We start from the raw sequence: 13,527 nt of genomic DNA, 5'->3' as shown, positions 1-13,527 counted from the left end.
CATTTCGTCAATAATTAATACCTATGTAACAAATCAAAACTAATCATGAGAAAAATATTATTAGGAATTGCTTCTTTAGCTTTATTAGCAAGCTGTGCTACTTACAAAACAGTTAAGAACACCAAACAAACTGTAGCAGTAGAAATCAACCTAAATACTGTTGTTAACGACAAAGTAATGGTTGAGGTTAATCCACAAAAAATTAAAGAAGAGACCTTAGTATACAATATTCCTGCAATTGTACCAGGAACGTATGCAATGAGTAATTACGGAAAATTTGTTTCTGACTTTAAAGCTTTTGATTATAAAGGTAAAGAATTAGCTACTAAAAAGTTAAACGAAAACTCTTGGCAAATTAACAATGCAAAGAGTATGGATAAAATTTCTTATTGGATTGATGATACTTTCGATTCTAAGAAAGAGCATAAAATTTATGTAATGGCAGGTACAAATATTGAAGAAGGTAAAAACTTCTTATTAAACTTACCTGGTTTTATTGGTTACTTTAATGGTAAAAAAGAATTGCCTTATGAAATTTCTATAACGCACCCTACCAACTTATATGAAACTTCTTCTTTAATTAATAAGAACACTACAAAAACGGATAATAGTAAAGATATATTCTTAGCGCCTAGGTATGATGAAATTTCTGACAACCCAATTATGTATGCGCCATTGAATAATGTTAATTTCACTGTAAACGGAATTGATGTTAATTTAGCAATCTATTCTCCAAACAACAAGCATAAAGCAGCAGATTTAAAGGAGGCTTTAAAAACAATGATGACTGCTCAAACGAATTTCTTAAAAGGTTTTGAGACTACAAACGAATACAACGTTTTGGTTTATTTATTTGATCCTGAAATCTATAAATTTCAAGGTTATGGAGCTTTAGAGCACAGATCGTCTACGACTGTTGTGTATCCTGAAACAATGAGCAAAGAACAGTTTGCTAGTAATATGATTAACGGAACGATATCTCATGAGTTTTTTCATATAGTTTCGCCATTATCTGTACACTCAGAAGAAATTCACTCGTTTGATTTTAACAAAGCAAACATGTCTGAACATTTATGGATGTATGAAGGAATGACTGAATATTTTGCTAATCTCTTTCAGGTAAATCAAGGATTAATCTCTGAAGATGAATTTGTTAGTGAAATGAATACTAAAATTGGATCTTCATTACGTTTTAACGATGCGATGTCTTTTACTAAAATGAGTAAAAACATATTAGATCCTGAATATGCTAAAAACTATGGTAATGTTTATCAGAAAGGAGCATTAATAGGTATGTGTTTAGATATTATTTTAAGAGAAGAAAGTAAAGGTACTTACGGTGTAAGAAATATGATGTTAGATTTATCTAAAAAATACGGAAAAAACAGCGCTTTTAAAGATGAGAATATTATTGCTGAAATTGTAAAAATGACTTACCCTTCGGTTGGTGAATTCTTTAAAACTCATGTACAAGGAGCTACACCAATTAACTACACTTCTTTTTTTAACAAAGTTGGGGTAAAGAGCGAAACAAAAACTGAAAAATCAGCTTATTTTATTGATGCTAAAGGACAACCTTTTATATCTGTAAATAGTGATAAAAAGATATTCTTTACTATAAAAACTAATTCAGCTTTAACAGCTTTAGGAATTATAGCAGGTGATATTTTAGAGTCTGTAAATGGTGAAAAAATATCTTTAGCTAACATTCGCCCTATTATAGGAAAAACAATGCAATGGAAAGCTGGTGACAAAATAACAATAGAGGTTACTAGAGACGGCAAGTTAATACAAGCATCAGGAAACTATGTACAACCAACTAGTGAAAGTACTGGTTTAGTAATAGAAAAATTACCTGCAACCAACCCTAAAGTAATCTTAAGAAATGCTTGGTTAAAAAATTAACCAAATTTTTTATAAAAACAAAAAAAGGCAACCAGTTTGGTTGCCTTTTTTTGTTTTACCTTTAAGTATACATCAAATTAAACTGCTTGTTTTTTAACTAGAAACATTTTAGTAAGTAAATAATAACAACTCCCTACTTAACTACAAAAAACAACGCTAACACCCCGAATAATAATAGTTTAAACTATTAAAAAAACACTTTTATCCGAATTATTTTCGTTTTACTATAAAAAAATGAAACTTAACAAAATGTTAACATGTCTTTTTACATAGTTTTACCCTATAGTTAACTTTATTTCTATGAATATAAAGAAAATAGTTTTTCGTTTGATCACCGAAAAATTGAAATAATAAGAATAGGAGTTCTTATTATAATATTACTAACAAAAACTATTAATTATAATGAAACTTAACATAATTAAAACTTCAATTGCATTTACTACATTAGTATTAACAATGTATTCTTGTCAAAAAAATGAAGAAACGATTCCATCAGAAACACAAAATTTAATATCAACAACACATTTAAAAGAAGAAAACCTAATAGGTGCTGCTTCGGCTACTCCATTTAACACAGGTTATTATGGAGGCTACAAAACATACAAAATGCAATACGGACAGAGCTACATAGAATGGGCTATTCCTAATCTAAAATGGTTTTTTGGTGTAAATCCTACTGTTTATAATTGGAGAGGTGCAAATACTAATAACATGCTCGCATATTCTAACCCTAATCGAGTTTTTATTGGAGAAACTTGGTGGAATAGTATGTTATCAAACTACGATGCTTATGCCGCTAAATCAATTATTGCACACGAGTTTGGTCACATATTACAATATGATAACAATTGGTATTGGTCTAGTGGTAAAAACCAAGAAATTGGGGCTGATTTTTTCGCTGGTTACTGGCTAGCTAGTAATACCGGGCAAAATATTACTTGGCAAGAAGCTTCAATCTCTTTCAGAAATTTTGGCGCTATTGGTAATGGAATTTCCCATGGTTCTTCTACAGAAAGACAAGCCGCGGCTAAATTAGGATACTACACTGGTTTTTATGCCAATACTAAAGGTTTTTTAGGTTGGGATAAAGTATACAAATTATTAGTTCGTTATTGGAGCTACATTGGTCAAGGTAAATATTGGTATGATGGCTCTGGTTATTACAGAACTAGTAAAAGTAGCAAGGCTAAAGAATTATATAAAGATCTTTCTAGTAAAGAAGCTGAATTTCTTGAATTTATGATGCATAATTTTAATGAAATTTTAGATATTAAAAACGGTAAAGTTTCAAAAAAACAATTTGCTAAATTTAATTTAAAGAAGGTTGTTAACCAATAGCAACTATAAATGAATTCTATTAAGAAAAAGCTACCTAAATTGGTAGCTTTTTTTATTTGAAAAGGTACTTATATCTTATTTTAAAATATCGAGTATTATTGGCTTTAGCCCTGCAAAAAAGAATTCAACTGCAATAACCATAACAATTAACCCCATTAAACGCATCATAACATTAATACCTGTTTGCCCTAGTACTTTAATTATTTTTGATGAACTATAAAGAATCAAATACGTTAAAAGCATCACTAAAAAAACGGCTATAATTAATGTGATTTTTTTTTCAATTGAATCTGCATCTTCCATCATAACAATTGCGTTTGTTAATGCTCCTGGCCCACAAATCATAGGTATTGCAAGTGGTGTTATTGAAATATCATCTACATACGTTTTAACCTCAGCACTATTCACTTTCACTTTACCTAATCGTGCTTGCAACATATCCATTCCCATTAAGAAAAAAATAACACCACCAACGATTCTAAAGCTATGTACTGAAATACCAAAAAAGTTAAATAATAACTGACCTGAATAAGCAAAAATAACAATGGTAATAAATGAAACAATTGAAGCTTTTTTAGCTGTTTTCGTTCTATGACAACTGTCCAATTCAGCTGTCATTGTCATAAAAATTGGCATCGTTCCAAAAGGGTTTATTAATGTAAAAAAGGAAGTGAAACTTAATATTCCAAAAGCTATAAAATCTGCCATTCTTTTTTAATTTTTATGTTATTAACAAATCTTTACCCTTAATATGTTTTCTTAATCATTTCTAAAAAAGTTTCTTCAGATTGAGCTCCAGAAAGTGCTTGCTTGTTGTTAAACACAAAAAAAGGAACACCAGAAACCCCAACTTCTTTTGCTAATTCCTGATCTTCACGTATACGAACTTCTAAACTCTTATCTTTCAATTTATCTTCCAAATCTTCTTTTGAAAAACCTAAATCTTCTCCTATTTTTAATAAAACATTAGCATCATCAATATTCTCACCATCAGTAAAATAAGCTTTCAACAATAATTCTTTTGCTTCGTTTTGCTTATTAATTGTTTTAGCAACATGCACTAATTTGTGTGCTTTAAAAGAATTAGCTACTATAATCTCGTTTAAATTAAAAGTGATCCCTACTTCTTTAGCCATTCTTGTTGCATTAGAAAACAAATCTGTCATTTGCTGCCTACCAGCCCCTTTACTCACATAATAATCTATTGTATTTATTTTGGTATTCGTTTCTAATCTAGGATCTAACTCAAAACTTTTCCATTCCACCACAACCTCTTCTTTATGTTTAAACTGTGAAATTGCTTTTTCTAACTTTCTCTTTGCGATGTAACAAAAAGGACATCTTATATCTGACCAAACTGTAATTGTCATATTTATATTATTTAATAATTATTAATGCTATTGAAGTAATTAAGGGGCTCACAATGTGAGCCCCTCGGTAACCTACTATGAATAATTATACGTTACATAATATTTAAAGTTGCTATCATCTTCACTTTATTAGCCATCGTTGCATAATTAGGTGAAAACTTAATTACCTCATCTGCGGCTTCTTGATATTGTGCTTTTGTACCATTTCCTTTTACAGTAAATGCATACTCAATAGCATCAAAACCTACAGGAGATGTTTCGTTAACACCCAAAAAACCTTGCAAGTCTAATCCTGATTTAATATCTAAAGTAACAGACTCTAATTCAATGCTCTTCATTGAACACATTGCTACGAAAGTTACCATCATACATCCTGATAATCCTCCTAACACGTAATCTTGAGGTGTTGGTGCTGAGTGCGCCCCTAGCAATTGAGCTGGTTCATCAACAGTAAATGAAAAGTCATGAGGAATCGTTTCATCACCTAAAGTAAGGTTGTTTGTTTTAACACCTACTTTAGTGCCTCCCATCCAAGTAGCTTTAATACCACCATTATACATTCCGTTTTTTGCATCTTGTTCTACAGTTGCCTTGTAAGCTCCTAGCGCTTCTAAATTTAATCCGTTAATCATACTATTATTTATTTTTAGTTTAAATATCCGTTATCAATCAATTGCTTTTGTACCTCCATATACGTTTCTGTATATAAGGTATCTATCTCTTTTATAGACATGAATGCATCAGAGAATCCAGGTTTTTCTGGGTCGATCATTAATTTTACAGACTGCACAAAATGCTTGGCTAATTCCTTAGGATTTTCATTACCAACAGATATTCTCATTGTTGTTTTATGAATTCCTGATTTTAATAAAGCTTCTTCATTTAATTCTGAATGCGATGTAAATGCAGGACATAATAATGTGGTATTTATCTGTCCTAAACTTACCTGAAAACCAAAAGCCGGAGCCAACGTATCAAAGAACTTTTTAAATGCTGCATCACTTACTTGAGCTTTTTCAAAATCGATTGTAAATAATGGTGCCGCTAACTGATATTTACTAACTTTTTTCATAATAGCATTGTTCGGGTTATTCTCTAAAGCGTTGCATATTACCGACATTTCTGGATTTGAATTAAAGAATTTAGCCAACACTAATGTATTTACACATTTTTGAGTCATTCTTAAATTCATCGTTTTCATTCCTGATAAAACCTCAAAAGCAGTATCTGCATTTAAGAAAGCACCTTTAATATAGTATACATTCCAAAACAATGATTCATCCCAATTAACGCCATCAATTTTTTCTCCTTTTGGCACAAACATTAAGCTATTCTTACCTATAATACCACCTGAAATTGCATTACCAGAACCCGTAATATCTTTTGTGTAACTATGAAATAAGTAATCGGGTCTACAATCTTCATCTTCTTGTTGTAAAGGTTTAATTAAAAACGGCGTTGCTACAGTACCATCTAACATCACCATTGATCCGTTTTGTTTCGCATACTTACAAATTGCAGGAACATCTAACATATACCCATGTGGGTTACATGGAGATTCTATATATACATGTATTTTTTTGCCGTTTGCTATTTGCTCTTTATAAGCTATCTTAGCTTGATCCATTACTGGCTTAAAATCTTCTAATGCATAGCCATCAAACCAAACCACCTGAATATCCATCTTTGTTTTCTTAGCAAAGAAATCTTCAATCAACTGATAAGCTCCTCCATAAATATTTCTAGAAACAATTATGATATCTTGGTAGCTAAGTACATTACACAATAAGGCATCAATTGCAGCCATACCACTATTAAAATTCCAAGCAGTATATTCATCTGCATATTTACCAGCCTCTAAATGCACCATGTGTGTACCTAAAGCCATAGATGTTGGATTCAATGATCTTGAATAAATATGATGAATAGATTCTTTACCATTAAAAGCATCATCAATCCATTCTGTACAAGAATAATCGTATGTAGAAGTACGAGCAATTACTGGTGTTGCAGAAAATAATGCTGCAATATTATTAAACAAAGGCATTGGTCCTTTTGCTGTTAAAGTAGCGTCAGACTGCTCTAACGATTCGTAAGTTTGCTTTAATGGCCCTTGTAAAGTTTCTAAAACTTTAGCAATTTGAAAAGACATGAAACGCTTTGCATTAAAATAGGCAACTTTTTCACTCGCATCTAATTTACCAACAGTATCATTTGTTATTTCTTTTAATCTAGAAATATCTGCTTGTGCTGTATAAATATCAATTGCTGCTTTTTTTAATGTTTCTCCGTACGCACTATTCGCATTTATTTCAAAATACGCTAACTGCTCAGTAGCTAACTGCTCTATCGTTGTACAAACGGTAGAATTTCTTTTTGGAGATAAAACTCTCGTATTAATTAAGTTACTCATTTTTTTAATTTTTAAGATTGAAACAAATTATTTTAGTTGTGCTCATTTCTCGTATTGCAGATTTAACACCTTCACGTCCAATTCCGCTTTGTTTAACCCCTCCAAAAGGCATCATATCTATACGATAATCAGAAGAATCATTAACCATTACGCCACCACATTGCAGTTCATTTGTAGCTTTAAATGCAACTTCTATATTATTGGTAAAAATTCCTGCATGTAATCCGTAAGGCGAATCGTTACTTGCAGTAATACCTTCTTCTAATGAACTAATTTTAGATATTGTAGCAACTGGCCCAAAAATTTCTTCTTTTCCGTTTAATACATTATCAAAATCACCTTCAATAATCGTAGCCTCAAAACTGTTGTTTACACGTTTTCCACCACATAAAACTTTATAGCCTCCTTTTTCTAAATCGGCAATTGAACTTTCAATTTTATCGATTGCTTCATTGGTAATAATCGGCCCCATGTCTGTAGCTTCATCTTCAGGGTTTCCTAATTTTACAGCTTTAGAAAGGCTGACTACTTTTTCTTTAAAAGCATCATAAACGGCATCGTGTACATACATTCGTTTTACACCAACACAGTTTTGCCCTGCTGCCCAAATCATACCACCAACACAGTTTTCTGCTACAGCGTTAACATCAACATCATTCATAATAATTACGGGGGAACTAGACCCAAGTTCCATTCCAATTTTCTTAACTCCCGCAGCTTTAGCAATCGCTTCTCCAGATTTAGAACCTCCAGTAAAACTTACCATATTTACTCTTGAATCTGTAACAAGAATATCTCCGAAATTACTTATTGGTCCCGTTATAATATTAAGAACGTGACTTGGCAAACCTGCTTCTAAAAAAAGCTCCCCTAACTTGATTCCAGAGATTGGTGTAAAATCAGAAGGCTTTAAAATAATAGCATTTCCTGCTGCTACTGCGGGCCCTAGTTTATGAGCAACTAAATTTAACGGATCGTTAAAAGGCGTAATTGCCGTAACAATACCTACAGGATCGTATACATAATGCCCTTTTTTTGCTGAAGCGCCTGCAAAAGCATTAAAAGGAACCGTTTCTCCCGTTAACCTTTTTGCCTCTTCCCCGCAAAGTGTTAATGTATTAATACACCTATCAACCTCTTTACCTGCCTCCATTTTGGTTTTAACACCTTCGTTTACGATCGTTTGCGTAAATTCTTCTTTTCTTTCTTTTAAAAGAGAAGCTACTTTTAAGATAATTTCACTTCTATCGTAAGCAGATAAATTTCTAGCTATTATTTTTCCTTTTGCTGCTGACTTTAAAGCATCATAAACATGTGTTTCGGTTGCACAAGAAATAGCGTATACTTCTTCTCCTGTATGTGGATTTAAAACAGGCAGTTTTTCGGTAGTTTCTACCCAATTACCACCTATAAGCATGCCTTTTGTTACTACTTTTTCTACTAAATTTATTAACATTACTTATTGTTTTTTAATATTGTTAATACATCAGAAAACACAGCATACCCCGTTTCTAACTTCCCTGCTCCAGGACCTGTAATCATTACTTTTCCTAAATATTTTGTGGTAATTTCTATAGCATTTGTTACCCCACCGATGTTAGATAACGCATCAGATGTTGGCAATGCTTCCGGTTGTACTTTTCCAGTTATAATATTTCCCTCTTTTTTAAGACTTCCTATTAAACGAATATTTTTCCCGTCATTTTTAGCAGTATCTAATGCTTCTTTCGAAATAGCATCTATACCAATAGTAGGTATATTCTCTAAGCCCAATTCAACACCAAAAACTTTGTGCGAAAGAATGGCTACTTTACCCCTAGCATCATATCCTTTTACATCATTCGTAGGGTCAGCCTCTGCATATCCTTTTTCTTGCGCAACACTTAATGCGTTTTCAAAAGAACCTCCTTCAGACATTTTTGAAAGAATGTAATTACTCGTTCCGTTAAGTATTCCTCTAATTTCAAGAATTTCATCACCTGCCAAACACTCTTCAATAAGTGAAAATGTTGGGGTACCACTTAACACCGTACCTTCATAACGAAGCGACACATTATTTTCTTCAGCTATTTTGTTTAACTCCGTAAAACGCAAAGCAACCGGCCCCTTGTTAGTAGTTACAACATGTTTACCGTTAGAAAGTGCGTCTTTTATAAAAGTATAAGCAGGATCACCTGTTTTGTAATCACTATAAGTAGCCTCTACAATTAAATCTATAGCATTTATAGAGGCGACTGTAGTATCTTCTGACAAACTACCATCACTAAGATTTTCATTATTATTTAATTTACTTAAAAGTTCAATTAAATCTATACCATTGGAATTATATACATTCCCCTTCTGTATATCTTTAACTGCAACCAGTTTAATATGTGTTCCATATTTTTCTTGTAACCAATTCTTTTTTTCAGATAAAATTTCAATAAACCCTTGAGTTACCGTTCCAAGACCTATAATACCAATATTCATTATTTATTTATTTTAAATTTTAATACTGAACAATATTCCGTATTTTTGCACCAACCACGAATAATTGATTTGTTTATTTTTAAATAAATGAAAATAATTCTAAAAAACATTAAAAAATGAAGTTAGATCAAAAGGATATTCGAATATTAACATTATTACAGAATAATGCTCGGTTATCAAATAAAGAGTTAGCTGTTGAGTTAGATATAGCGCCGTCAACCTGCCATGAAAGATTAAAAAAACTAACTAATGAGGGTTATTTTAAAGCTTTTAATGCCGATCTAAATTTAAAAAAACTAGGAGCTACGATAGAAATGTTAGTTGCTGTTCGTTTAAAAAGGCACGAAAGAGAAATAGTTAATTCATTTATAAAGAAAGTAAAAACTATTAAAGGGATTATACGTTTTTATCATCTTGCTGGCGATACCGATTTTATGATTCACGTAGCGGTTAAAGATTCTGATAGTTTACGCTCTTTTATTATGGATGAGCTTGCAGGTTTTCATAATATTGATCATATAGAATCATCAATGATTTATCATAGCGAGTGTGTGCACAACTTATCGTATACAGACATCATTTCGTAAAATACTTATATCCTATTAAAAATTAAGCAATTACACATTACCACTTCTTAACTGTAAATTTGTTTACAGTAAAAACACACCTCTTTCTCGAATATAGTTCGATAACAACAGGTGTGTTTTCTGTTCTTTAGAATTAATTTCGATATCCATCAATTTCACATTAGTTAATTATTTTTTATTAAAAAAAAGACACAATATTTAACGCAAATATGTTTAAAACATAACTTAAATATTAGGACAAGAACTAAAAAATTAATTAACAAAAACTAAAAAATTATGGATAAAAAAAAACTTAGCTCATATTATAAGCTTGAGTATTCTTTTTTAAAAAAACTTTTATTCACCTCTTTTAATATTTTGTTTTTGCTGTTTTATTTAAACGCAAATTCTCAAGAAAAAATAACGGTTAAAGGTAAAGTAACAGACAATACAAATGTGCCGCTACCTGGGGTATCGGTTCTAATTAATGGCACTACAACTGGTACCGAATCAAATTTTGAAGGAGATTACAAGATTAAAACCAACATAGGAGAAACTCTAACCTTTTCTTATGTAGGCATGAAAACTGCACAAATAATTGTAAACAACAACAACAATATTAATCTTACAATGCAAGAGGATGCCAGTTTATTAAATGAAGTTGTGGTTGTTGCTTACGGTAAGCAAGCCAGAAAGGCAATTGTTGGCTCTGTTGCTTCTATAGATTCTAAAATTCTTGAAAAACAACAAGTAACTACAATAACAAGTTCTTTGCAAGGAACCACAGCTGGTGTTAATATAATGTCTGTCGGAGGACAACCAGGATCAAACCCTGTAGTAAGAATTAGAGGTTTTGCCTCAATAAACGGTAGCAACTCACCATTATATGTTGTTGATGGTGCTGTTTACAATGGTAATATTAATGTTTTTAGTCCAGATCAAATAGCATCAATAAGTGTTTTAAAAGATGGCGCCTCTACCGCTCTTTATGGTTCTAGAGCTACCGCTGGTGTTATAGTTATTACCACCAAAAAAGGACGCAGAAACAGCGCACCCAAAGTAACTATTAAAACGCAAATAGGTATTGCTAGCCAATCTGTTAAACCTCATGAAATTTTAAACATAGACGACCAGTTTAAATATACTTGGGAAGCAATAAAAAACGACAAACAATATATAGAAGGAGACAATGCAATACTAGCAGGAACAAAAGCTACAAACGGACTTATAGATTTTATAGGCTACAATCCGTATGGACCAAACACACCTACACCTGTTAATGCAAACGGTAATTTAGTTAGTTCTAAAAAAATTTGGGAGACCGACTGGAGAGATGTTATTTTTAATAATGCCGCAATAAGATCAGAACATAGTTTTTCTATTTCTGGCGGTAACGAGAATACAACTTATTTTTTATCTGGTAATTATTTGAATCAAGACGGATCAGTAAAAACTTCAAATTTTGAGCGTATTACAACTCGTTTAAATGTTGATACACAAGCTAACAAATGGCTTAGTGCTGGTTTAGGTGTAACCTACTCTACATCGAAACAAAATGTTCCCATACAAACTGGTGGTTCTACCACAAGTGCAACCGCATGGGCTTTAAGTTTGTCTCCCATTTATCCTGTTTACCAACGTGATAAAAATGGTCAATTAATAAAAGATGCTGGTGGAAATTTAATATACGATCTCGGTGCTAGCCCTTTACAACCAGTTAATGGTACAAGACCCTACGCGCCTAACCAACATGCATTTGGTCAATTATATTTCAATAACCAATCTCATATTAGAGATAATATAAACCTTAATGCAAATGTAAAAATACATTTAACACCAGATTTATCGTTTAAAACAATGGTTAATCACACATATTTCGTGTATGATTATTATAACTATGCTAGCAATCAATTTGGTTCGTCAGTTTCTAACGGAGGTGCCATTTCTCAAACCAAAGACACTTATTTAACCACAACAATAAACAACTCTTTATCATATCGCAAAAAATTAGGAGACCATAGCATTAATGTTTTAGTATTACAAGAAGCTTACAAATACAAATACGGTGCACTAAGTGCTACAGGTGAAGGTTTACTAGGAAACAGCAATACTTTAGGCGCAACAACTACCCCTACTTCAGTTAGTGGTGGTGATATATTGCACAGAATATCGAGTTATTTAGGAAGACTTTCTTACAACTACAAAGAAAAATATTTTGTAGAAGGTTCTTACAGAACCGATGAATCTTCTCGATTTGCACCCGATGCTAGAAGAGGAAACTTTTATTCTGTCGGTGGATCATGGATTGTATCAGAAGAAGCTTTTCTTAAAGGAAACAAAATATTAAATAATTTAAAACTAAAAGCATCGTATGGGCAATTAGGTAATGAATCAAATGATAACGGTTATTTCTTATATCTTACTAATTTCTTAACAGGTTACGATGAAGGTAGCAATCCTGGTGTTTTATACGATTGGCCTAGTGATCCTAAAATAACATGGGAAGAGGCTGTTGCTACTAATTTTGGTGTTGATTTTAAATTATTCAATTTTCTAAACACTTCTTTTGAGTACTTTAATAAACAAACCAATAAATTATTTTACGATCTTCCTTCACCTCCTTCAACAGGGTTTAGTGAGGTTACCACGAATAACGGAAGTTTAAGAAACTACGGATGGGAACTATCGTTAAATACTCAAAATATTTCTACTAAAAACTTCGAATGGTCTAGTAACTTTAATATTTCTACGCTTAAAAGTGAAATTTTAGCACTCGAAAATGAAGACAACAGTAGTAATTTAAAAGAAGGTGGTTCTCGTTTTGAGTTTTACATGAGAAAATATGCTGGTGTAAATCTTGATACTGGTGAGGCGCAATGGTACAAAGATGTTTTAGATACCGACAATAAACCTACAGGCGTAAAAGAAATTACGACAGATTATAGTGCTGCAACAAGGTATTACACAGGTAAAGAATTTATTCCAAAATTTACTGGAGGATTTAATAACTATTTCCGTTTGGGTAATTTTGACCTTAATATATTACTTAACTATAGTTTCGGAAGCTATTTATATGATTACGACTACGCTTCTTTAATGAATGGTTTTAAATCGCAAGGGTATGCTGCATCAGTAGATCTTAAAGATCGATGGCAAAAACCTGGAGATATTACCAATGTACCACGATTGCAAACAAGCACGAATTCATTTAACTCATATTCCGATCGCTTTTTATTTAAAAATGATTACGTACGATTAAAAGCGTTGACTTTTGGATACTCTTTACCACAAGACGCTATTAAATCAATCGGAGCATCCGCTTTAAGAATTTACTTTCAAGGAGATAACTTATTTACCTATCAAAGTCATAAAGGTGTTGATCCTGAACAAGGTTTTGGCGGAGGTACAAACCAACGGGCTTTAGGACAAAAAACATACACTTTTGGACTTAAACTACAATTTTAAA

The 13,527-nt window shown here is 32.0% G+C and carries 10 protein-coding genes; 4 read left to right on the top strand and 6 right to left on the bottom strand.

Features of this window, described 5'->3' with window-relative positions; translation table 11 throughout:
- Nucleotides 1–45 precede the first annotated feature (45 nt).
- Both CXF68_RS06430 and CXF68_RS06425 read left to right on the top strand, forming a co-directional pair.
- Nucleotides 46–1,905: a peptidase M61 gene (locus CXF68_RS06430; RefSeq protein ID WP_101043508.1), complete on the top strand. Its 1,860-nt coding sequence runs from the start codon at nucleotides 46–48 to the stop codon at nucleotides 1,903–1,905.
- Between the two features lie 402 nt (nucleotides 1,906–2,307).
- Nucleotides 2,308–3,243: an ImmA/IrrE family metallo-endopeptidase gene (locus CXF68_RS06425; RefSeq protein ID WP_101043507.1), complete on the top strand. Its 936-nt coding sequence runs from the start codon at nucleotides 2,308–2,310 to the stop codon at nucleotides 3,241–3,243.
- A 75-nt stretch (nucleotides 3,244–3,318) separates the two neighbouring features.
- Here CXF68_RS06425 and CXF68_RS06420 read toward each other — a convergent pair whose 3' ends face one another.
- The 6 genes from CXF68_RS06420 to CXF68_RS06395 form a co-directional block, all read right to left on the bottom strand.
- Nucleotides 3,319–3,951 carry a MarC family protein gene (locus CXF68_RS06420; RefSeq protein ID WP_101043506.1) on the bottom strand — a complete coding sequence of 211 codons (633 nt, stop codon included), beginning with the start codon at nucleotides 3,949–3,951 and terminating at the stop codon, nucleotides 3,319–3,321.
- Between the two features lie 38 nt (nucleotides 3,952–3,989).
- Nucleotides 3,990–4,613, bottom strand: a complete 624-nt coding sequence (locus tag CXF68_RS06415) for a DsbA family protein (protein ID WP_101043505.1) — start codon at nucleotides 4,611–4,613, stop codon at nucleotides 3,990–3,992.
- A 92-nt stretch (nucleotides 4,614–4,705) separates the two neighbouring features.
- Complete coding sequence (locus CXF68_RS06410) at nucleotides 4,706–5,245, bottom strand: OsmC family protein (protein WP_101043504.1); 540 nt, start codon at nucleotides 5,243–5,245, stop codon at nucleotides 4,706–4,708.
- Between the two features lie 14 nt (nucleotides 5,246–5,259).
- A complete protein-coding gene (locus tag CXF68_RS06405; RefSeq protein ID WP_101043503.1) occupies nucleotides 5,260–7,026 on the bottom strand; it encodes an aminotransferase class I/II-fold pyridoxal phosphate-dependent enzyme in 1,767 nt (588 codons plus the stop codon).
- A 4-nt stretch (nucleotides 7,027–7,030) separates the two neighbouring features.
- The gene (locus tag CXF68_RS06400; protein WP_232771618.1) at nucleotides 7,031–8,482 is read right to left on the bottom strand and encodes an aldehyde dehydrogenase family protein; all 1,452 of its coding nucleotides are present in this window, start codon (nucleotides 8,480–8,482) and stop codon (nucleotides 7,031–7,033) included.
- Entirely contained in the window at nucleotides 8,482–9,495 is a 1,014-nt protein-coding gene (locus CXF68_RS06395; RefSeq protein WP_101043502.1) for a homoserine dehydrogenase, read from the bottom strand. Before CXF68_RS06395 ends, CXF68_RS06400 begins: the two co-directional genes overlap by 1 nt.
- Nucleotides 9,496–9,611: 116 nt before the next feature.
- On the opposite strand from CXF68_RS06395, the gene CXF68_RS06390 reads away from it, so the two are divergent.
- Both CXF68_RS06390 and CXF68_RS06385 read left to right on the top strand, forming a co-directional pair.
- On the top strand, nucleotides 9,612–10,082 hold the full coding sequence (locus CXF68_RS06390) for an Lrp/AsnC family transcriptional regulator (RefSeq protein ID WP_101043501.1): 471 nt from the start codon (nucleotides 9,612–9,614) through the stop codon (nucleotides 10,080–10,082).
- A 276-nt stretch (nucleotides 10,083–10,358) separates the two neighbouring features.
- On the top strand, nucleotides 10,359–13,526 hold the full coding sequence (locus CXF68_RS06385) for a TonB-dependent receptor (RefSeq protein ID WP_101043500.1): 3,168 nt from the start codon (nucleotides 10,359–10,361) through the stop codon (nucleotides 13,524–13,526).
- Nucleotide 13,527: the final 1 nt, after the last annotated feature.

The organism is Tenacibaculum sp. Bg11-29 (assembly GCF_002836595.1).
Lineage (GTDB): Bacteria > Bacteroidota > Bacteroidia > Flavobacteriales > Flavobacteriaceae > Polaribacter.
Note: the sequence above shows the minus strand (reverse complement) of the source record. Positions and strands in the feature narration are given on the sequence as shown.